This window comes from Bifidobacterium myosotis (genome assembly GCF_002259745.1).
Taxonomy (GTDB): Bacteria; Actinomycetota; Actinomycetes; order Actinomycetales; family Bifidobacteriaceae; genus Bifidobacterium; species Bifidobacterium myosotis.
Window position 1 is genome coordinate 1 of sequence record NZ_MWWW01000002.1, and the last position, 20443, is coordinate 20443.

At 63.5% G+C, this 20443-nt stretch carries 13 protein-coding genes and 3 pseudogenes; 11 read left to right on the forward strand and 5 right to left on the reverse strand.

Annotated features, from left to right (window positions below):
* Positions 1-73 precede the first annotated feature (73 nt).
* Positions 74-592, reverse strand: a pseudogene (locus BMYO_RS00170) (glycosyltransferase family 2 protein); the annotation flags it as partial.
* A 270-nt stretch (positions 593-862) separates the two neighbouring features.
* Positions 863-1702: a TetR/AcrR family transcriptional regulator gene (locus BMYO_RS00175; protein ID WP_233427976.1), complete on the reverse strand. Its 840-nt coding sequence runs from the start codon at positions 1700-1702 to the stop codon at positions 863-865.
* A 138-nt stretch (positions 1703-1840) separates the two neighbouring features.
* Here BMYO_RS00175 and BMYO_RS12495 point away from each other — a divergent pair.
* From BMYO_RS12495 to BMYO_RS00195, 5 genes and pseudogenes are all read left to right on the forward strand, one after another.
* Positions 1841-2074, forward strand: a pseudogene (locus tag BMYO_RS12495) (signal recognition particle-docking protein FtsY); the annotation flags it as partial.
* 39 nt (positions 2075-2113) lie between these two features.
* Positions 2114-3325 carry a signal recognition particle-docking protein FtsY gene (gene ftsY, locus BMYO_RS00180; protein WP_233427984.1) on the forward strand — a complete coding sequence of 404 codons (1212 nt, stop codon included), beginning with the start codon at positions 2114-2116 and terminating at the stop codon, positions 3323-3325.
* 353 nt (positions 3326-3678) lie between these two features.
* Complete coding sequence (locus BMYO_RS00185; protein WP_094666605.1) at positions 3679-4974, forward strand: ammonium transporter; 1296 nt, start codon at positions 3679-3681, stop codon at positions 4972-4974.
* A 1-nt stretch (position 4975) separates the two neighbouring features.
* Positions 4976-5314, forward strand: a complete 339-nt coding sequence (locus BMYO_RS00190; RefSeq protein ID WP_094666606.1) for a P-II family nitrogen regulator — start codon at positions 4976-4978, stop codon at positions 5312-5314.
* A 431-nt stretch (positions 5315-5745) separates the two neighbouring features.
* On the forward strand, positions 5746-7572 hold the full coding sequence (locus BMYO_RS00195; protein ID WP_094666607.1) for a [protein-PII] uridylyltransferase family protein: 1827 nt from the start codon (positions 5746-5748) through the stop codon (positions 7570-7572).
* A 91-nt stretch (positions 7573-7663) separates the two neighbouring features.
* On the opposite strand, the gene BMYO_RS00200 is transcribed toward BMYO_RS00195, so the two are convergent.
* Positions 7664-9055 (reverse strand): MATE family efflux transporter, encoded by a 1392-nt coding sequence (locus BMYO_RS00200; protein ID WP_169833995.1) that lies wholly within the window; start codon positions 9053-9055, stop codon positions 7664-7666.
* Positions 9056-9392: 337 nt separating this feature from the next.
* Here BMYO_RS00200 and dnaB point away from each other — a divergent pair, with 337 nt between their 5' ends.
* The 6 genes from dnaB to BMYO_RS00230 all read left to right on the forward strand — a co-directional run bounded on the left by dnaB (position 9393) and on the right by BMYO_RS00230 (position 17976).
* On the forward strand, positions 9393-10832 hold the full coding sequence (dnaB, locus tag BMYO_RS00205; RefSeq protein WP_169833996.1) for a replicative DNA helicase: 1440 nt from the start codon (positions 9393-9395) through the stop codon (positions 10830-10832).
* A 2-nt stretch (positions 10833-10834) separates the two neighbouring features.
* A complete protein-coding gene (locus BMYO_RS00210) occupies positions 10835-12313 on the forward strand; it encodes a Mur ligase family protein (RefSeq protein ID WP_094666609.1) in 1479 nt (492 codons plus the stop codon).
* A 56-nt stretch (positions 12314-12369) separates the two neighbouring features.
* Positions 12370-13122 carry a type 1 glutamine amidotransferase gene (locus BMYO_RS00215; RefSeq protein WP_094666610.1) on the forward strand — a complete coding sequence of 251 codons (753 nt, stop codon included), beginning with the start codon at positions 12370-12372 and terminating at the stop codon, positions 13120-13122.
* A gap of 124 nt (positions 13123-13246) precedes the next feature.
* Positions 13247-13546 carry a hypothetical protein gene (locus tag BMYO_RS00220; protein ID WP_094666611.1) on the forward strand — a complete coding sequence of 100 codons (300 nt, stop codon included), beginning with the start codon at positions 13247-13249 and terminating at the stop codon, positions 13544-13546.
* A gap of 260 nt (positions 13547-13806) precedes the next feature.
* Positions 13807-15450, forward strand: coding sequence for an AarF/UbiB family protein (locus BMYO_RS00225; RefSeq protein ID WP_094666779.1), 1644 nt, complete (start codon positions 13807-13809; stop codon positions 15448-15450).
* Positions 15451-15837: 387 nt separating this feature from the next.
* A complete protein-coding gene (locus BMYO_RS00230) occupies positions 15838-17976 on the forward strand; it encodes an alpha-galactosidase (RefSeq protein ID WP_094666612.1) in 2139 nt (712 codons plus the stop codon).
* Positions 17977-18073: 97 nt separating this feature from the next.
* Here the strand turns inward: BMYO_RS00230 and BMYO_RS12660 are convergent, their stop codons facing one another.
* Positions 18074-18463: a GH36 C-terminal domain-containing protein gene (locus BMYO_RS12660; RefSeq protein ID WP_476515054.1), complete on the reverse strand. Its 390-nt coding sequence runs from the start codon at positions 18461-18463 to the stop codon at positions 18074-18076.
* Positions 18449-20293 (reverse strand): annotated as a pseudogene (locus BMYO_RS11950) (alpha-galactosidase); the annotation flags it as partial. The gene BMYO_RS12660 and the pseudogene BMYO_RS11950, both read right to left, overlap by 15 nt.
* Positions 20294-20443 lie beyond the last annotated feature (150 nt).

Here is a 20443-nt window from a genome sequence, read left to right on the forward strand (position 1 = left end):
TACGGCTTCCACCACGTGGACAACCTCATCGCCCTGATCATGCTCCGATGCGGCGGCCTCGACATCCGACTACCAAAGCCCACAACCTAACCCACGAANNCAGNNCGAACGTGCCCAAATCATCCCAGCCGAGTACACGGCCGGAGTCCATCACGCGCCGGAAGTTCACCGTGTGTTTGTGACGTTTGGCCACTTTGTCGTACACGTAGTTGGTCACCAACATGTCGATGGGCTCGTTCGTCTCGCGCTGCGCCCGCAGCGTGGCGAGCACGGTGTCGATGGCCTGCGGGTCCACCCAGTCGTCCGCGTCCACTACCTTGACGTACATGCCGGTTGCGGCCGCCAGGCCGGTGTTCACCGCGCCGCCGTGGCCCTTGTTCTCCTGATGGATTGCGCGCACCACGCCCGGATTGGTGCGTTCGAGCTTCTGCGCGTAGGCGAGCGTGCCATCCTTGGACCCGTCGTCCACGATCAGCACCTCGACGTCCTGGGTGTTCGCTGCGGAAAGTATCGAATTCACGCAGCGGTCGAGATAGGACTCCATATTGTATGCCGGGATCACGAAGGTGAGCGTCTTTGCCGTATTGGCCATAGCAGTATGTCGTCCTCACATAATTCATCGTTGTGCGTTGTACTGTTCACACCGTAGCACTTGGGTGCCCGGCGCGGCAGGGCGTTACGCAAGTTGGCGCTCTGAATGCACGTTCTGCATCCCCTGAATCTTCCCCGAGTTCGGCTTGGAATGGACTTGGGAATGCACCTGTGGGTGGAGCGGGCTGCCGGGCGGCTGTTGTTGTTGTTGGACGGCAGCCCTCGGCCGACTGCTTCCTGCTGACTGCTTTTGGCGGGCCGGCTTTAGTCCCTACGCGCCGGCCCGCGCGTCGTTTTCCTCGCCGTCCGTCTGGTGCGGGGCGAAGGTCTCGTCGGATACGTCCGGTTCGCCCGGGCCCTCAGGTATGACGTCTGACTCGCCTTGTCCGGCGGGCTCGGACCCGTCCGGCTCGTCCGGTTCGCCGCACTTCGCGTCGGCCGGGCGTGACGATTCCTCCGGCGACGCCGCGTCATCCCTATGCCGACGTTCCGCCTCCTTCCGGGCCTTCGCGCCCTCGAACAGCAGCTGCGGCTTGGAATTGAGCCGGCTTAGGCCATGCCACGCCAGATCCACGATGTACGCCGCGAGCTGCTCCTTGCTCACCTTCGGGCGGTCCGCCCAGTACTGGCCGGTGAATACGGTCATGCCCACCAGCATCTGCGCGTAGTACGGCACGCCCCTGACGGACAGCTTCTGCCGCTTGAAGGTATCGGAGAGGATGTCCTCGACCCTCAGCGAGATATCGCCCAGCAACGAGTTGAACGATCCGGATGGGTCGGTGCTGGGGGAGTCGCGCACCAGTACCTGGAAACCTTCCGCGTTTTCTTCGATGTAGGTGAGCAGCGCCAGCGCGGTTCGCTCCACGATGCGGCGCGGATGGATATCCGGATTATCCAGCGCCTCGGTGAGCGTGGTGGTCAGCGCGCGCATCTCCCGGTCCACGATCACTGCGTAAAGACCCTCCTTGCCGCCGAAATGTTCATAGACGATCGGCTTGGATACCTTGGCGTGCGCGGCGATTTCCTCGACGCTCACCGCCTCGAACCCTTTGGCCGCGAACAGTGAACGCCCCACCTCGATGAGCTGCTCGCGCCGCTGCAGCGATGTCATACGTGAAGAATGTGCCATAGCGTTCAGCTTAGCCCGCGGGTGGAATCGGCCTCCATTGGGCGTATTCGCGCGGCGGTCGGTTCCGGGGTCTGGCCGGTGCCCTGATTCCGGGCGCGGGATAGACTTTGGCTTATGGATATGAATACCGTATTGGCCGTTATCGGCGTGATTGTGGTGGCGGTCATCCTGATCGCTGTGAGTGTGTGGTGGTCCAAGTCCCGCAGGCGCGATCTGGACCGCGCGGTGGGCCAGACCGCCCCGGATGACAAGCGGACCCGCGATGCCAAGGCCGCGGCGGATGCCCGACTGGCTGCGGAAGCTGAGGCGGAAGTCGAGGCAGCGAAGGCTGAGAAGGCCCGGTCCGAGGAGGCGGTCTCCGGCGCTGGTGATGGCACCGAGAGTGGGCCTTCGATGTCGGAACCGGTTTCAGCGAAGGACGAAAGCGCCGCCGCCCCTGCCGCGGCGTCCACCGAATCCCGGGCTGAGTCTCAGTCCGAATCCCAAGCCGGAGCCGAGACCGTTGCAAGCGGTGCAACGCCGTCACCGAAGGTCGAATCGCAGACCTCCGATTCCCTTATCGCCGACACGGAACCGAAGCTGGCTTCCGAGTCGAAGCCTGAACCCGCTTCCGAGCCCGCCGCCCCGGAAGCCCCTGAGACCCCGGCGGCCCCCGCGCAGCCCAAATCCGAAACCCCGGAATCCATCGGATCGCGACTGACCCGCCTCAAGGCCAAGCTCGCCAAGTCCGACAATCCGTTCGGCAAAGTCCTGTTCAACATTCTGACCAAGGACAACCTCTCCGAGGCGGACTGGGAGGATGTCGAGGACACCCTGCTGCTCGCCGACGTCGGTGCCGAGGCATCTGGCCAGCTGGTTGACGAGCTGCGTACGGACGCCCGCGTCAACGACCGGTCCAATCCCGCCGAGGTGCGTGCCGCGCTCAAGGAGAAACTGCTCGATCTGGTGGGCCGCGACACCGATCGTCGCCTCAACGCCGAAAAGCCGGGTGCGAACAAGCCGGGCGTCATCATCATGGTGGGCGTCAACGGCACCGGCAAGACCACGACCGCCGGCAAACTGGCCCGTCTCTTCGTAGCCGAGGGCAAGCAGGTGGTCATGGGCGCGGCCGACACCTTCCGCGCCGCCGCGGCGGACCAGCTCGAGACGTGGGGCGCCCGCGTGAACGTGCCGGTGGTGCGTTCCGACAAGGACGGCGCCGACCCGGCCTCGGTGGCCTTCGAGGCCTCCGCCAAAGCCAAGGAGACGAACGCCGACGTGCTCATCATCGACACCGCCGGCCGACTCCAGAACAAGGCCAACCTCATGGACGAGCTGGGCAAGATTCGCCGCGTCACCGAGAAGAACCTGCCGGTGGACGAGGTGCTGCTCGTGTTGGACGCCACCACCGGCCAAAACGGCATGATCCAGGCCAAGGTGTTCGCCGAGGCCATCGGCATCACCGGCGTGGTGCTTTCCAAGCTGGACGGCTCGGCCAAGGGCGGCATCGTCATCTCCGTGCAGAAGGAGCTCGGCGTGCCGGTCAAGCTCGTCGGTCTCGGCGAAGGCCCGGACGATCTGGCGCCCTTCGATCCGGAAGGCTTCGTGGACGGCATTCTGGCGTAGCCCGCGTGACTCGTCGTCGGCCGTGGATGCCTCGTGGCTGCCTCGCGTCGGCCCGCGTCCACGTTGTGAGCGGCGAAACGCCCCAACCGCCGCCAACCAAGGCCCCGAATCATGATGGAAACATGGTTCGGGGCCTTCCCGTATCCGTTGGAATCCCGCCGGAATCCGCCAACGAAACCCTTGCGATAAGCCCGGCCGTGCTTAACAATCGCGTAACTTGCCGTAACGAAACCAAAATGATGCGGGCTTTAACTGACGAACTGTTAGCCCCGAACGGGGACTGCAAAGTGAGTACAAAGACGCCGGCCGTGTAGCGGTTCAGGCGCCGTGAGCTGAAAGAGAGGGAGGTAGACATGGGAACGCTTGATTCCGGTAATGCCGCATGGATCCTGACATCCGCGTCCTTGGTTTTCCTCATGACGCCTGGTGTGGCGTTCTTCTATGGCGGTATGGTTCGTGCCAAGGCCGTCCTGAACATGCTGATGCTTGAGGCGGCCGCCCTGTCGGTCACCATGATCATCTGGACCCTGTGGGGTTGGTCCATCGCCTATGCCGGTTCCGATATCGGTGGCATCTTCGGCGACCCGGCCACGGGCTTCCTGCTTAAGGACACGATGGTCGCGGATCAGGGTGTGTTCGGTTCGGCTTCCCTGAACGCCAACAACTACCCGGCCTCCATCGACGTGGCCTTCCAGGTTGCCTTCGCGATGATCACCGTGGGTCTGATCTGCGGCGCCATCGCCGAGCGCGTCAAGTACAGCACCTGGATGATCTTCGTGGCGCTGTGGATCACCTTCGACTACGCCCCGATGGCCCACATGGTCTGGAACGGCGGTCTGCTCTCCGCCAAGGGCGCGATCTCCACCGCCATCGGCGCGGCCGCCCACGATTTCGCAGGTGGTACCGTCGTCCACATCAACGCCGCAGTCGCCGCACTGATTATCGTGCTCATCATCGGCAAGCGTAAGGGCTTCGGCACGCAGCCGTTCCGTCCGCACAACGTTCCGTTCGTGATGCTCGGCGCCTTCCTGCTGTGGTTCGGCTGGTTCGGCTTCAACGCCGGCTCCGCCTTCGCCGCCAACGGCACCGCCGGCTACGCCTGGGTCTCCACCTCCGCCGCCACCGCGGCCGCCATGCTCTCCTGGGGCTTCACCGAGAAGATTCGTTCCGGCCACTACACCGCGATGGGTGCCGCCTCCGGCATGGTCGCGGGTCTGGTCGCCATCACCCCGGCCGCCGATGTGGTCTCCCCGCTGTGGGCCATCGTGATGGGCGCCATCGCCGGTATCCTGACCTGCCTGGCCTGCGGCCTCAAGTTCAAGTTCGGCTACGACGACTCCCTTGACGTGGTCGGCGTCCACGGCGTCGGTGGTCTGACCGGTACCGTGCTCATCGGCTTCTTCGGCGAGGGCACCGGTCTGCTGGCCGGCGGCGACTGGAAGCAGCTGGTCGTCCAGATCTGCATCGCGCTGGTCGCCATCCTCTACTCTGCCGTGATCACCGCGATCATCGCCTTCGCGCTCGAGAAGACGATTGGTTGGCGTGTCACCGAGGCCCAGGAAGTCGGCGGCATCGACCTTGCCGACCAGGGTGAACGTGCTTACGATTTTGCTGGTACTGCCAGCTCTGTTCTCAAGGAGGTGAAGTGAGATGAAGCTGATTACTGCTATCATCCAGCCCCATAAGCTCGACGACGTCAAGGAGGCCCTTGCGGCCGCCGGCGTGCACGGTCTGACCGTGTCCGAGGCCAACGGCTACGGTCGCCAGCGCGGCCACACCGAGGTCTACCGCGGCGCCGAGTACACCGTGGATTTGGTTCCGAAGATTCGCGTTGAGGTTCTGGCCGATGACGCCGACGCCGAGACGCTGGTCGGTGTGATCGTCAAGGCCGCCGGCACCGGCACCATCGGTGACGGCAAGGTGTGGGTCGCCCCGCTTGACTCGGTGACCCGCGTGCGCACCGGCGAGACCGGTTCCGCCGCGATCTGATAAGGCGTCCGTTCCTCCTGTGGTATTTCGCTCGGGGTTCGGATTATCGAATAAGACAGGTCCCCGCACGCTGCGCCAGTCGCCGTGCGGGGACTTTTCGTATCGCTTCGCGTCCATTCTGGCGCAACGGCGCGGGTATTTCGGGGTATTTCAGATATTGAAGTGCGTATCTCCGTTGCAAGGGGTACTTTGAGGGCTTTGCGGACAGCTATCTGCTTTGCAAGGGGTACCTGGCCAAGTAGACCAGCGCGAAAAATGGCGTGACGGCGCCACGCCAAGGGCAGACATACTCGGGTTATGCGGTCTGAAGTACCCCTTACAACGCAGATAGCTGTCCGCAAAGGCTCCGATGTACCCCTTGCAAAGCAGATAGAGCGCTAAGCCATGAGCGACGACGCAATCCCAAGCGAAAGATGAGGCAAGGATAGGCAATGGCATCGGCAGTAGATGGGTTGAAACAGCGATTTATGGACATGAGCCGGCCGGATGACGACGGCGTCTACCGGAACGGCCCGGCCAAGCGTCAGGCGCGCACCGAGTTGGCGATGCGGTGCCTCACGGAACTATGGGATGAGGCCTGCAAGTCCACGTCCTTCGCCGTGCCGAGCACTGGTATCGGTTTCGCGGCGGTGGGCTCCCTGGCCCGAGGGCAGATCGGTCCCAGCTCTGATCTCGACTTGGTGATTATCTATGAGCCCCACGCGCTGAACGACCAGCAGCTCAACGAACTGGCCAACAAGCTGTGGTATCCGATATGGGACAGCGGCCTGGACTTGGACCATTCCATCCGTACGCGCGCCCAATGCGAGGAAGTCACCGACCACGACCTGCCCGCCGCGATGGGATGGCTCGACGTCAAGCCCATCGCCGGCGACACCGAACTCATCACGGCCACGGCCCTTTCCATCCTCGAGCGATGGCGCAAGGCCGCGCGCAAGCGCCTGCCCGAGCTATTGAATTCCGCGAAGGCGAGGCTGGATGAATTCGCCCGCATGCAGTACGTCAATCAGCCCAACATCAAGGAGGCGCGCGGCGGTCTGCGCGACTCGGTGCTGATTTCGGCGCTCGCCGCATCGTGGCTGGCCGACCGTCCGCACGGCATTTACGATGAGGCCGTGGAGCGCCTGCTGGACGTGCGCGACTGCATCCATCTCGTGGCCGGCAAGGACACCAACATGCTGCTCACGCCCTATCAGGCCAAGGTGGCCGCCATGCTGGGCCTTGCCGATCCGACGTGGCCGGAGGCGGAGCGCGCCGCTTACTCCATCGACGACCTGCAGACATTACTCGCCCGCATCGGCCGCCGCATCTCCTTCTCGCTCGACTCCACCGCCTCCCGCGCCGAGCATTCACTGACGCATGAGAAGCCCCGCTTCGCCTTCTTCCAGATGTTCTCCCAGCGCGCCGGCGGCAAGCGCGAGGCGCCGCAATTCGACCTCGTCGCCCCAGGCGTGGCCAAACACGAAGGCGAGCTGGTATTGGCCCCCGGCGTGAACCCGGCTGCGGATGCCAAACTGGCGCTGCGTATGGCCGTGGCGTCCGGGGAGTTCGGACTGCCGATCAATCCGTCCACGCTGATGAATCTCAAGCATTGCCCGATCCGGGACAGCGAGTGGGACGAGGAATCCCGCGGACTGTTCGTGCGCCTTCTGGCGTGCGGGCCGGAGCTGATGAACGTCTGGGAAAGCATTGATTTCGTGGACATTCCGGGACGTTGGATGCCTGAATGGCTCGGCATCCGCAACCGTCCGTCCGCATCGGCCGCGCATCGGTACACCATCGACCGGCATATGGTGGAGGTCACGTCACGCCTCGGCAGAGAGACGCCGTCCGGTGGCCGGTATGACGATGACCACTACACCGCGCTCCTGCTCGCCGGTATCACCCATGACATCGGCAAACGCGCGTTCGTGCGCGATCACGCCGCAGAAGGCGCACGCCATGTACCGGTTATTCTGAAGCGCATGGGCTTCGCGCCGGACATCGTGGAATGGGCCACAACGCTGGTGCGTGAGCATCTGACGCTTTCCGAGTTCGCCACCGGTCGCGACCCGAACGACCCGGCAGTGGCGGCCGAACTGGCGGAACGGCTGCATCACGACAAGGTGCTGCTGGACATGCTGTTCGACCTGACCCGCGCGGACGGTTCCTCGCTCGGGGCAACCGCCGGCGAGACTATCACCAAGCAATATGGCTGGTCCAAATGGCGTGAACAGCTGGTCCGCGCCATGTATGCCGCCGTACGCGCCGCGATGTGAGACGCCGGCGTCGCGATATGACATTTCGGTGTTGCGATGTGTCGCATGCGATGGCGTATGCGACACTTTCGCGCTGCGTCGGCGACCCAGTTCACCTCATCCAACGGTCACCGCGCACGCGCAGCCCGTTGCACAGGCCGCGACCGCCCATCAGCACGATGTTGAATGCAGCCCACAGCGTCACCGTGCGCAGCAGATCGTTGCCCAGATGCGGCGTTACGGCATCGGCCAGCAGCAGCATGAGCGCGATGTACACCACTGCTGTCGCCGTGCAGGTGACGGCGAGATACCGGTAGTCGCGTGAGCCTATGAGGATGCCGTCGATCGCCATCATCCAGCCCTGAAGCGGGAAGAAAACGCCCATCGTCACCATACCGGCCGCGATCAGCAGCTGAATATGCGGCGTGGGGGAGAAGAAATGCCCGGCGAACAGCCCGATCACGGCGAATGCCAGACCGATGACTGCGCCGATGGCAAGGCCTGCGCGTCCGGTGCCGCGCGTCAGTCGTTTCGCCTCGGCGATGTTGCCGGCACCCAACGCCGTGGCCACCAGGGTCTGGCCGGCGATGCCCACCGAATCGAGCATGTTCATCGCGAAGTTCCATGAGGAGTTCACGGCTTGGAATCCCGCCAGCACCGCAGTGCCCATGCGGGCGGCGCTGGCGACCGTCACCACCATCGCTGCGCGGATCGCCAAGGTGCGGATGAACAACGGCAAACCATCGCCGCCGGCGGCCGCGATTCCTTCAAGTCTGGGCCGCAGGCTCGCCCCATCTGCCCGGGCCCACAGAATGGCCGGTATCACCAGAAACAGTCCCATATACCATTGCGCGATCATCGTGGCCGCGCCGGACCCCGCGATGCCCCAGCCGAACACGATGACGAACAGCACCTCGAGCACCGTGTTGAGCACGGCGCCGCTTACGGCGGCGATTAGCGTGATGCGAACCTTCTGCAGCCCGCGGAAGATGCCGTTGGCCGCATAGACCAGCAGCATGCCGGGTGCGCCCAGCACAATTGCGCGCGTGTAGGTCACGGCCTGATCCAGTACGGCGCCCTGGCCTCCGAGCGCCCGGCACAAGGGCTCGGCGGCTGCAAATAGTCCGATGCTCAGCGCCACGCCGATGCCTAGCGCGAGCCAGAGTCCGTCGATGCCGGCCTGCAGCCCCTCCCGTCGGCGACCGGCGCCCAGCAGATGCGCCACCTGCGCGGTGGTCGAATAGGCGAGGAAGATGCACAATCCGACGGCGGTGAGGATGATCGTCGACCCGATGGACAGGCCGGCCAACGCCGCATCTCCGATATGCCCCACAATCGCCGTATCGATGAGAATGAACGTAGGCTCGGCGATAAGCTGCCCGAATGTGGGCAGGGCCAACGCCAGAATCCGCCGGTTGATCGAGTCGCTGCCGGTACTGTCGCGGCCGTCGGCACCTCGCCTGCCGCCGTCCTGCTCCGGTGCGACGGCCGGATTCCGCTGCATATCATGATTGACTACGTTGCGCAACCGGCCTCCAGTCGTCCGAAATGTTATCCCCAAACTATCCACCAACTTATCCCCATTATGTGGATAAGTTGGTGGATTATCCCCATAGTTATCCCCTAAATGTGGATAACTTATTTTTCTATCCACATTCCCCTCCTCTGCGTGTCGCGCACCCCTCCACAGGGTGAATCCACGGTAAACAAATCGTCGGAAAGCGTACTCGGAGACATGTCTGTGCATGCGCAGGTGCATCCCGATGTGCATAACCATAACGGCGAATGCCAACCCCGGTAAATTTTTACCGGCGCTCGGGCGGCCTTCTATACTTGGGGCTATGGCAGAAGGAAGCGACACCTCATATCAGGGATATTCGGGCGGCGGAAGTGGGCGCGGCTCCAACCGCGACGGTTCGGGTGCCACGGCGGCATCCGGCGACGCGATTTTCGACCGCGTGCCCCCGCATGACGACGACGCGGAGATGGCCGTGCTCGGCGGCATGCTGATGAGCAAGGACGCCATCGGCGAGGTCTCGCAGACCATCGAATCGGCCGACTTCTACCAGCCCAAGCATCAGACGATCTACAACGCGATCATCGACCTGTTCTCCGCGAGCCAGCCGGTGGACGTGGTGCTCGTGGCCAATCAGCTGCTCGCCGACGGCAATCTGGACAAGGTGGGCGGCGCCGACTACCTCCACAGCCTTGTGGCATCCGTGCCCACGGCGGCCAACGCCATGTACTACGCCGAAATCGTCCATCAGCGGGCCGTGCTGCGCAACGTGATCGCCGCGGGCACCAAGATCGCACAGCTCGGCTATTCCGCCGAGGGCTCGCAAGCCGAGGACGTGGTGAATCTCGCACAGTCCGAGGTCTACGAGATGTCGATGGGCAAGGTACGGCAGGACTACTCCGCGATTGGCCCGGTAGTGCACGACGCCCTCGACCAGCTCGACAAGCTTCAGCAGGGCTTGGTGAACAAGGGCGTGCCCACCGGCTTCCGCGACATCGACGATGTGACGCAGGGCCTGCAGCCCGGCCAGATGGTGGTGGTCGCAGGCCGCCCGGCCATGGGCAAGTCCACGCTCGGCATCGATTTCGCGCGTGCGGCCTCGCTGCACCACAACATGACCACGATCGTTTTCAGCCTCGAGATGAGCAAGGTGGAGCTCGCCCAGCGCATCATCTCCGCCGAGACCAACATCCCGATGGCCGCGTTGCGCCGTGCGGACGACATCACGCCCGAACGGTGGAACACGCTGAACCAGTTCTGGACCAAGATGCAGAACGCGCCGCTGTTCATCGACGACAGCCCCAACATGTCACTGATGGAGATCCGCGCGAAGTGCCGCCGCCTCAAGCAGACCAACGACCTGAAGCTCGTGGTCATCGACTACCTGCAGCTCATGACCTCGGGCAAGGCCGTGGAATCCCGTCAGCAGGAGGTCTCCGAGTTCTCCCGCGCGCTGAAGCTTCTGGCCAAGGAGCTGGAGGTGCCGGTGGTGGCCCTTTCCCAGCTGAACCGTGGCCCGGAGATGCGCAACGACAAGAAGCCGCAGCTGGCCGATCTTCGTGAATCCGGCTCCATCGAGCAGGACGCCGATGTGGTGTTCCTGGTCCACCGTCCGGACTTCTACGACAAGGAGGACCGCCCCGGCGAGGCCGACATCATCATGGCCAAGCACCGTAACGGTCCGACCGAAACCTTCCATCTCGCCTTCCTCGGTGCCACGTCCAAGTTCAAGGACATGCCGCAGGATTACAACCAGGGGGTGTGATTATGTTCGCTACACCAGCCATCGGAAAACTCGTTCGGGCCGCCGCCCGAGTCACCAGACATGGCGGTTCGGCGTTCCCCGGCAAGGTGGTGGAGAGGATCGACCCGACGTTCCTGGCCCGCACGCTCGGTCGTCTGCCGTTTGGCGTGGTGCTGGTCTCCGGCACCAACGGCAAGACCACCACCACCCGCATGGTCGCCTCGATGCTCACCGATCTGGGACTCAAGGTGTTCACCAACCCCACAGGCTCCAACTTCACCCGTGGCGTGGTCTCCTCCTTGCTCACCGAGGTGAGCTTGTCCGGTCGGCTCGACGCCGACATCGCCGTACTGGAGCTGGACGAGGCCTATGCCGTGCACTTCGTGCGGCAGGTCAAGCCGCGGTATGCCCTGCTGCTCAACGTCATGCGCGATCAGCTCGACCGATTCGGCGAGATCGACACCACGGCGAAGCTGCTCGGCCATGTGGCTGCGGCCACCACCGGAACCGTGGTGCTCAACCGCGAGGACCCGCGCATCGCCGCGCTCGCCGGTCTGGCGCCGGCCGGCACTGAGATTCGGTACTTCGGGTTGACCGATGACCTTAGGCACTACTTCCCGTCCGACGATGACATGGCCACCACGGTCTCCGTCGAGTCCGATGCGCGGTCCTCGCTGACGGGTGAGCCGGCGGCGCGGCCGACCGGAGGGGCGGCAGGAACATCTGGTGGGGCTTTCGGCGGCATGGCCGGCAAGGCCGGCAAGGCAACGAATCCAGCCGACGTTGCACAGGAGACTGAGCCGGATGATGACGAAGTCCGCTCGCCCGCCGACGTCACCCTCGCGGCCGTGGGCGACCACGAGGCCACGTTCCGCATGGACGGCCACGACTATTCCACCGCCGTCAAGCTCGAAGGTGTCTACAACCTGTACAACGCGGCCGCCGCGCTCGCCGTGGTGCGCGCGGTCATGCGGGATACCGCTGCCGCCGCCAAGGCCAGGATTTCCGCCAATGCGTGCGCCGTCTCCGCCGACGAGCTCATCGCCGCCGTCTCCCGCGTCACGCCGGCGTTCGGACGCGGCGAGATTATCGACGTCAACGGCTCACCGGTCGAACTGCTGCTGGTCAAGAATCCGATGGGATTCCGCCTCTCGCTGGCGAGTTTCGACCCGACGAACGCGGACACGATGATCGTCATCAACGACGAATACGCCGACGGCCGCGACATGAGCTGGCTGTGGGATGTGGACTTCACCTCGCTGCGTGAATCGGGCGTGGGCATGGTCTCCGGCGTGCGTGCCTGGGATATGGCGCTCAGGCTGGGCTACGATCAGGTGCCGGTGCGGGCGACCGACACGGACATCGAATCGGCGCTCGCCGCGTTCGTGAAGGGCAACCCCGGCAAGCCGAAGCACATCTACTGCACATACACGGCCATGCTCGCCGTGCGCGCCGCACTTGCGCAGGTGGCCACCGTGGCGGACGCCGGCGTGGGCCGCTGACAATGACGATGGTCGCTGACCATGACGATTGACCATGACGATAAGGAGAACGTGGCATGGGCAAGACGATTGATGTGGTGTCCCTGTATCCCAAGGACATGAACATCTACGGTGACTCGGGCAACGTGCTGACGATTCGCCGCAGACTGGAGCTGTACGGCTACGAACCGCGCATCCATCAGTACAATCAGGGCGATGACTGGCCGGACCATGTCGATCTGATCCTCGGCGGCGGCGGCCAGGACACCGGCCAGAAGAAGATCATCGACGACTTCTTCGGGCGTGCGGAGCTGCTGCGCTCGCTGGCGGCGGATGGCACGCCGATGCTGATGATCTGCGGCCTGTACCAGTTGTTCGGCGAGTATTTCGAGACCGTGGACGGCACCCGTCTGGACGGCATCGGCATCATCAAGGCGCACACCGTGGGCCGTGACGTGCGCATGATCGGCAATCTGGTCGAGCATTCCGAGCAGTTCGGCGATGTGATCGGCTATGAGAACCACTCCGGTCAGACCTTCCTCGGCGAAGGCGTGCAGCCGTTGGGTCGCGTCGATCAGGACGGCCGCGGCAACAACGGCGATGACCACACCGAAGGCGCGCGCGTGCACAACGTGATCGGCACGTACATGCACGGCTCGCTGCTGCCCAAGAACCCGGCGATCAGCGACTTCCTCATCGCCACCGCCGTCGAACGGCGATACGGTTCTTTCGACAAGATCGACCAGACTCCGGAGCAGGCCGCCGAGCTCGTCCGGCTCGACGCCGTGGCCGCCAACGCCCGTAAGGCCGCGGCCGCCCGGCCGAGGTGAAATCCACCGTACGATCAGACGAAATCAGCCTTAGGGCCTAGCGCCAAGGCCGGGCGTTTGCGCTAGGCTTAGCAGTACGGGACGCGGCATAAGGCCGCCGACGGGCCTCGAAGGAGGGGTTATTATGGCAGATTTTGATTTGGGTGACGGTCTGCGCAAGGTTTTGCTGGCGGGCATCGGCGCCTTGGCCACCGGATATGAGAAAAGCTCCGCGATTGTGGACGACCTCGTCAAGAAGGGCGAGCTGACCGTCGAGCAGGGCAAGAGCCTCAACACCGAGCTCAAGCGCAAGGTGGGCGAGGCCCTCGTCAACGATGCCGCCAAGGATGAGGCCAAGAAGGCCGAGGCCGATGCTCAGCAGGCCGATTCCGCGGCCGCGTCTGATGACGCCGCATCCGACGCCCCGGCCGAGGCGGCCGAGTGACGTCATCGCAGTCGCCGCACGCCGCCGACGCCATCGAACCGGCCGAGCCGACCATTACGGAAGACCCGGCCGGTTCGGATTTTTCGGCCGGTTCAGGTGAGTCTGCCGGGGCGGTCAACCCGCCCGAACCTGCCGACTCGACTAACTCGACCGACTCGGCCCATACGACGGCACAGCCGGCATGCACCAGGTCCGATGCCGACTCCTCAAACGGGGAGCCGGCATCCTCGTATGCCTGGAATCAGCCCGACACCGAAACGATTGGCCTGTTCGGCGGCAGACGAGACGATTTTTCCAGCCGGTACCATCTGACCCGGCGCGGCAAGGTGAAGCGTCTCGCGCAAATCAGCCGTATCGTCAACCAGTTCGACGCCCTCAAGGGCCTCACACCGGTCAAGATGCGGCTCATGTTCGAGGCGTTGGGCCCTACGTTCGTCAAAGTGGGGCAGATTCTGTCGATGCGCTCGGAGATTCTGCCGCAAAGTTTCTGCGATGAGCTGGCCAAACTGCGCGCCGACGCCGATCCGATGCCGTATGCCACGGTGCTGGACGTGCTCGCGGAGGAATACGGGCGACCGGCGGATGAGGTGTTCGCGCACATCGACCCCAAACCGCTGGGCTCCGCATCGCTCGCCCAGGTGCATCGCGCCACGCTCAAAACCGGCGAGGACGTGGCCGTCAAGGTCCAGCGCCCCGGCGTGCGCGAGACGATGGCGCAGGACGTGTCCATCATGCGCTCCATCGCCAAGGTGGCCACGAAGGTGATTCGCACCTCGCAGATCGTGGATCTCAAGGGCGTGGTCGAGGAGCTGTGGGACACCTTCGAATCCGAGACGGACTTTCTGGTCGAAGCCCGTAATCTCGCCGAATTCAAGCGGTTCGCCGCGCGCTTCAAATACATGGACTGCCCGAAGCCGTATCCGGACCTGTGCACCGAGCATGTGGTGGTCATGGAGTACGTGGACGGCATTTCCCTGTCGCACCCCGGCAGGCTGGTCGCGGACGGGTACGATCTCAAGGAGATCGGCACCAAGCTCGTGGACAATTACGCCACGCAAATCCTCGACGACGGCTTCTTCCACGCCGACCCGCATCCGGGCAACATCATCATCCGCGGCGGGCAGATCGTGCTCATCGACCTCGGCATGACCGGGCGCCTCGACGCGAAGACCCGCTCGGTAATGAAGGACATGATCTTCGCCGTCGCCAAGCAGGATTCGCCGGCGCTGGCCGATGGGTTGCTGCGGTTCGCGGGCACCGAGGCCAATCCGGCCGACTATCCGTCGCTGCTGGCCGATCTTGACGCGATCGTCAAGGAATACGGCACCGTCGATCTTGCGGACCTTGACATCGCCGCGTTCCTCACGGCGCTCACCTCGCTCGCGCAACGGCACGGCATCGAGGTGCCCAGCACGGTGACCACCGTGGGACGCGCGCTGGTGACGCTCGAGGGTCTGCTCGACGAGTTCATCCCCGACGTGAACATGATTGAGATTATCTCCCAGCACATCGCCACGTCGAAAACCGCCGACCAGATGGTCAAGGACGAGCTGAAATCACTGGGATTGGAAGGCCATGAGGCGCTGCACAGCGCGCTCGACGCGATGAGCGAGCTGAGGGTGGCCGCCCGCATGCTCACACGCGGCCAGCTGCGCACCAACATCGAGCTCGTCGGCTCCGAAGAGCCGTTCCAGATGCTCTCCGACATGGTGAACCGGCTGGCGATGGCGCTGATCGTGGTGGGCCTGTTCGTCGGCTCGTCCATTGTCTACTATGCCGGCATGAAGCCTATCATCTTCGGCATTCCAATCGTCGGTTTCATGGGCTACGTGGTCGCCTTCGCCCTCGGCTGCTGGATCGTGCTCGACATCTACCTCAAGGGCCGCAAGACGAAGAAGCGGTAGGCTGGCGGTGGGCTCGGTCGCCGCTTCCTCAGCTTACGGCTGACGGCTTACGTCGGATTAGTCCAGAGGCAGTGTGGATTCACGCTGGATGCCCTGTGGGCGGTCCTTGGGATCTTCCAGGTGCTTTACGGAATGCGAATGCAGCGTGGTTCGCTTGCGGGTCATGCCGCTCATACTCCTTTTGCGGTATCGATACCACGCTCGAAATAAGTGTGTTTAATTTGCTCGGTGAGGCGCTCTTTTGTACTATGTGGAATCGATACCACATGTACTGTTCCTCTGTACCTGTGGCATGTGTGTCCGCCAACGTTGGGACGATGCGGCGACGAGGGCGTGAACGTCCGCGGGCATGCAGAAGGACTCGTCATACGGCAGGTAAGGAGTACCATGCAGACCTTTACATGGGGCAACGAGACGTTGACCATGACCTTTACTTGGGCGGATGATCAGCCGGTCGTGGTGAGCGCGCTGAACACCGGTGGGATCGACGTACGTTTTGAACACAGGCTCCCATTGGTGGAGATCCTGGCAACCGGTACGGGGCACTGGCTGGCGAACGACCGTCTGGTGCATACGGATATCGGACGGGCATTGCGGTATGTCTCCCACTCCACCGATAAGGATTCCCATGGCGATCACCTTGATGTGACGCTTGCCGACGTGGCGCTGGGGATCACCGTCGTCGTCCACTATGATCTGCCTCGCGCCATACCGATGTTCCGGGTGAGCGCGACGGTAACCAACACCGGCAATCCCGCCGTGGAGGATTCGCCGGCGCTTGCCGCCGATGGGTCGATTGTGCTCGAATCCGTGACCAGCTTCGTTTCGGCGTTCGGCGCGCCGCAGGGCACAAGCGCCGATTGCGATGCCTGGCGTCTGATCGAATGCGAGAATGACTGGCTTGGCGAGGGCCGTTGGCATGAGACGCCCACCGGCAAGCTGTTCCCGAGGCTGGCGCAGCAGATGACCGGCCATAATCCGCGTGGTGCGCACTCCGTGGTCAACACCGGAACATGGTCCACCGGCAGGCACACGCCGTTGGCGCTGCTCGACTCCCGCGAATTGGGCCTGACTTGGCTCTTCCAGATCGAGCACAACGCCGCGTGGCGTTGGGAGGTCGGTCGCGATACCGAAGACGGATATCTGGCGCTCTCCGGTCCGACCAATGTGAATCACGACTGGGCCAAGCGGCTTGCACCGGGTGAATCGTTCACCACGGTGCCCGCATCCGCCACGCTGGCCGCCGATTTCGACGGGGCCATCGCCAATGTGACGGCATACCGCCGCGCGATGCGTATCGAAAAGGCGGACAATGAGCATCCGCGCGTGATCTTCAACGACTACATGAACACCATCAACGGTGACCCGACCACGGACAAGCTGCTGCCGCTGATTCGGGGCGCTGCCGAATCCGGTATCGAGATCTTCTGCATCGACGCCGGATGGTATGACGACACCGGCGACTGGTGGCCGTCCGTGGGTGAATGGATGCCGTCCAAGAAGCGCTTCCCGAATGGCATCACCGAGGTGATTGGTGCCATCCGAGATGCCGGCATGATTGCGGGTCTGTGGCTTGAGCCGGAGGTCATCGGCGTCAAATCACCGATGGCCGAGTCGCTTCCCGATTCGGCGTTCTTCCATCGGTACGGGCGTCGCGTGGTCGAGCAGGAGCGGTATCTGCTCGACCTGCGCGACCCAGCCGCGCGCCAGCATCTGGATGACACGGTGGATCGTCTGATTGACGATTACGGCGTGGGGTATTTCAAGTTCGACTACAACGTCTCGCCCGACGCCGGCACCGATTTCAACGCGGACAGCGCCGGCGATGGACTGCTGGGCCATAACCGCGCCTACAGCGCGTGGATTGAGGGGCTGCACCGACGTCACCCGGGGCTCATCATTGAGAACTGCTCCTCCGGTGGCATGCGTATGGATTTTGCGCAGACGTCGCGTTTCCAGGTGCAGTCTACGTCCGACCAGCAGGACTTCCGCCTCTACCCGGCTATCGCGGCGGCGGCCCCGATGCTCATGACGCCTGAGCAGGCGGGCAGCTGGGCGTATCCGAATGCGCAGAACACCCCCGAGGAGTTCGCGTTCAACCTCAACACCACGTTCCTAGGACGGTTCTTCCTTTCCGGTTACATCAACCGGATGAGCGAGGCGCAGCGGGCGCTTATCGTGCAGGCGGTCGAGGCATACAAGACGCATGTGCAGCCGGTGATCGGCTCCGCGGTGCCATTCTGGCCGCTCGGCCTGCCCGACTGGGACGACAAGGTGATCGCGTTGGGCCTTAGAGCCTCCGACCGCACGCTGGTGACGGTGTGGTCCCGCGAAGGGGACGGGGGAGACGTGGCTCTTCCGTTGCCGTGGTTCCACGGTTCCGCGGTTCAGGCGGAGACGCTGCTGCCGGTCGGCGATGGGTTTACTGATTGGCCGGTGCGCTGGGATGCCGATGCCGGGACGGCCATCGTGGGCGTGCCTGCCGATGGCGGGTATATCTCCCGTACCTTCGAGTTCCGCGCGTAACGACTTGGCGGAAGTCCAAAAGGCAAATTAGACGGTTAGACGGGTGGGCGGTTGACCTCCAAACGAGGTCAACCGCCCACCCGTCTTGAATAAGGATCTAGGCGCGTTCCACTTCGAGCAGCAGACAGTGCTCGGGAGCGAGCTGCGGCAGGCGAATGCCCCATTGCGTCAGTACCGCACCCGGTACGGTAATGCCGTCATCGGTCCACCAGTCCAGATGTGTGCGGCAGTTCGGGCTTATTTCGCTGTCGTACAGATCGGCACCTCCCAGTGGGCGCACACGGTATGTCGACGATTCGTTGAGACCGGGGAAGCGCGTCAGCCCGTACGGGTATTCGGCTGACGAGGATACGGCGGCGAACCGGTACACCGCGTAAGACCGGTCGGGTGCCAGCAGTCCGTCCACGCGCACCGCCGGGTCGGGGTTGTCCGCATGGACGACATCACCTTGCGGAAGGCGCGTGCGCCGTGCCTTGTACAGGTCCACCCACCGTTTGATGAGGGCCAGCTCGTCGTCGCTGAGCTTCATGATGTTCCATTCGATGCCCAGATGGCCGAAGAACGCCATCGCCGCTCGCGTGGTGATTGTGGTGGAGCGTCGCGTGGCGTGGTTCGGCGATTCGGAGATGTGCTCTCCGACCATCTCCGGCGGAACGATGAGCGAGGTGCCGCGTTGGATGTCCGCGCGTTCGATTGGGTCGGTGCAATCGGAGGCCCATACGCGGCTGCACCGGGTCAGCACGCCTGCATCAATACGGCCTCCTCCCGAGGAGCAGGACTCGATCTCCAGCCACGGATGCCGGGCGCGCAGACGGTCGATGATGGCATAGAACATCTGCGTCTGCCGATGCACCGCCGTCAGACCGGAAGTGCGGGAGACGGGCTCGGTGAGGAACCGGTTATGATCCCATTTGATGTAGTCGATGTGGTATTCGCCGACCAGCCTGTCGATGCAGTCCTCCACATACCGAGCTGCCGCCGGATTGGTCAGGTCGATGACTTGCTGGCTGCGTGCCTAGACCGGCATCCGCGTGGCATTCGGCGCCAGTATCCAATCGGGATGGGCGCGCGCCGTATCGGAATCCGGGCTGATCATCTCCGGCTCGAACCACAGGCCGAACCCCATGCCGAGTCCATGCACGTGGTCGGCCACGGTGTGCAGGCCGTGCGGCCAGATGCTGTGGTCCACTTGCCAGTCCCCAAGGCCTTTGGTGTCGTCTCTGCGGCCGGTGAACCATCCATCGTCGATGACGAAGCGTTCGATGCCGATGGACGCCGCGCGGTCCGCCAGCGCGATGACCTTCTCCTCGTTCTGGTCGAAGTACATGGCCTCCCATGTATTGAGCGTCACAGGACGGGGTGTGGACGCGAGCTCAGGATGGAAGGATCTCAGATAGGCATGGAACCGTGCGGCAACGGCGTTGAGTCCGTCTCCCACGGAGACGAGCAGACGCGGCGCATGGTAGGTCTCACCTTGTTGCAGCGTGATTTCCCCCGCATAGGGCAGTTCTCCACCACCGATGATGCCATGGGTGTACGGCGTGCGCTCTGCGAAGACCGTACTGTTGCCGCTGAACGCCACATGTGCGCCGAAGGTCAGTCCGTGCTCGAATCCGAATCCCGGCACGCCGGCCACCAGCAGTGTTGCGGCGTTGAAATCCGGCCGCCCCATATGCGAGTCCTTGGCGAACAGCCCCTCCGTAAGCGGCTGGCGCTGCAGCGCGCGCTCGCGAAGATGGTGTCCCGTGCAGGTCTGAATCTCACCGATCTGCGGCGGAAGCGGTACGACCGGGGTCAGCCGGGCTATCGTGAGCGGATTGTCGCCGGCATTGGTAAGGGCGGTGTCGATGCGGATAAGGCCTTCCGGCCCGATGGCGATGGAGGCGTCAAGCGTCAGACCGCCTTCGGGGTCGATTGCTTCGAAGCGGAGCGAATTGTCGGTCCATGAATGGGAAACGACCTTCAGCGCGGGGAAGAGCTCTCTGCCATCGCGGCTCACCTGGATGGCAGGCGTGCCGGTCCATCCCTCGGCCTGGGTGGGCAGGATGGTGGGGAACTCGCTGATGGAGAGCCCAGCGTCGAGTGTTTGAGGGAATTGGAAATCGATGGTTGCGGCTGTGCTGTGGCCGGTGTCGTCTGCATGTCCGTCGCCGTGTCCTCCGCTCGATGATGCAATCGCCGCGTGGGTGATGGCCGCGATGTGGGGAAGGCGGTTTGCGCTTAATCCGATGGCGAGTTCAATGGGCGGCGTACACAGCCGTTTGCCGAGCTCGCTATCGGGTTCAGGTTGGTGGATGGTGACGATCGTTGTTCGCATGGCATACCTCGTCGTATTGGTTTCGTGCAGGGGAATCGATACCAAGCATCATACATCGTGGAATCGGTACCACAAAATCGCCCCTTTGCCCGTTAAGGCTCACATTTTGTTGTTTATATGTCTTACAAGCGTTGAAATAAAGCCAATTGT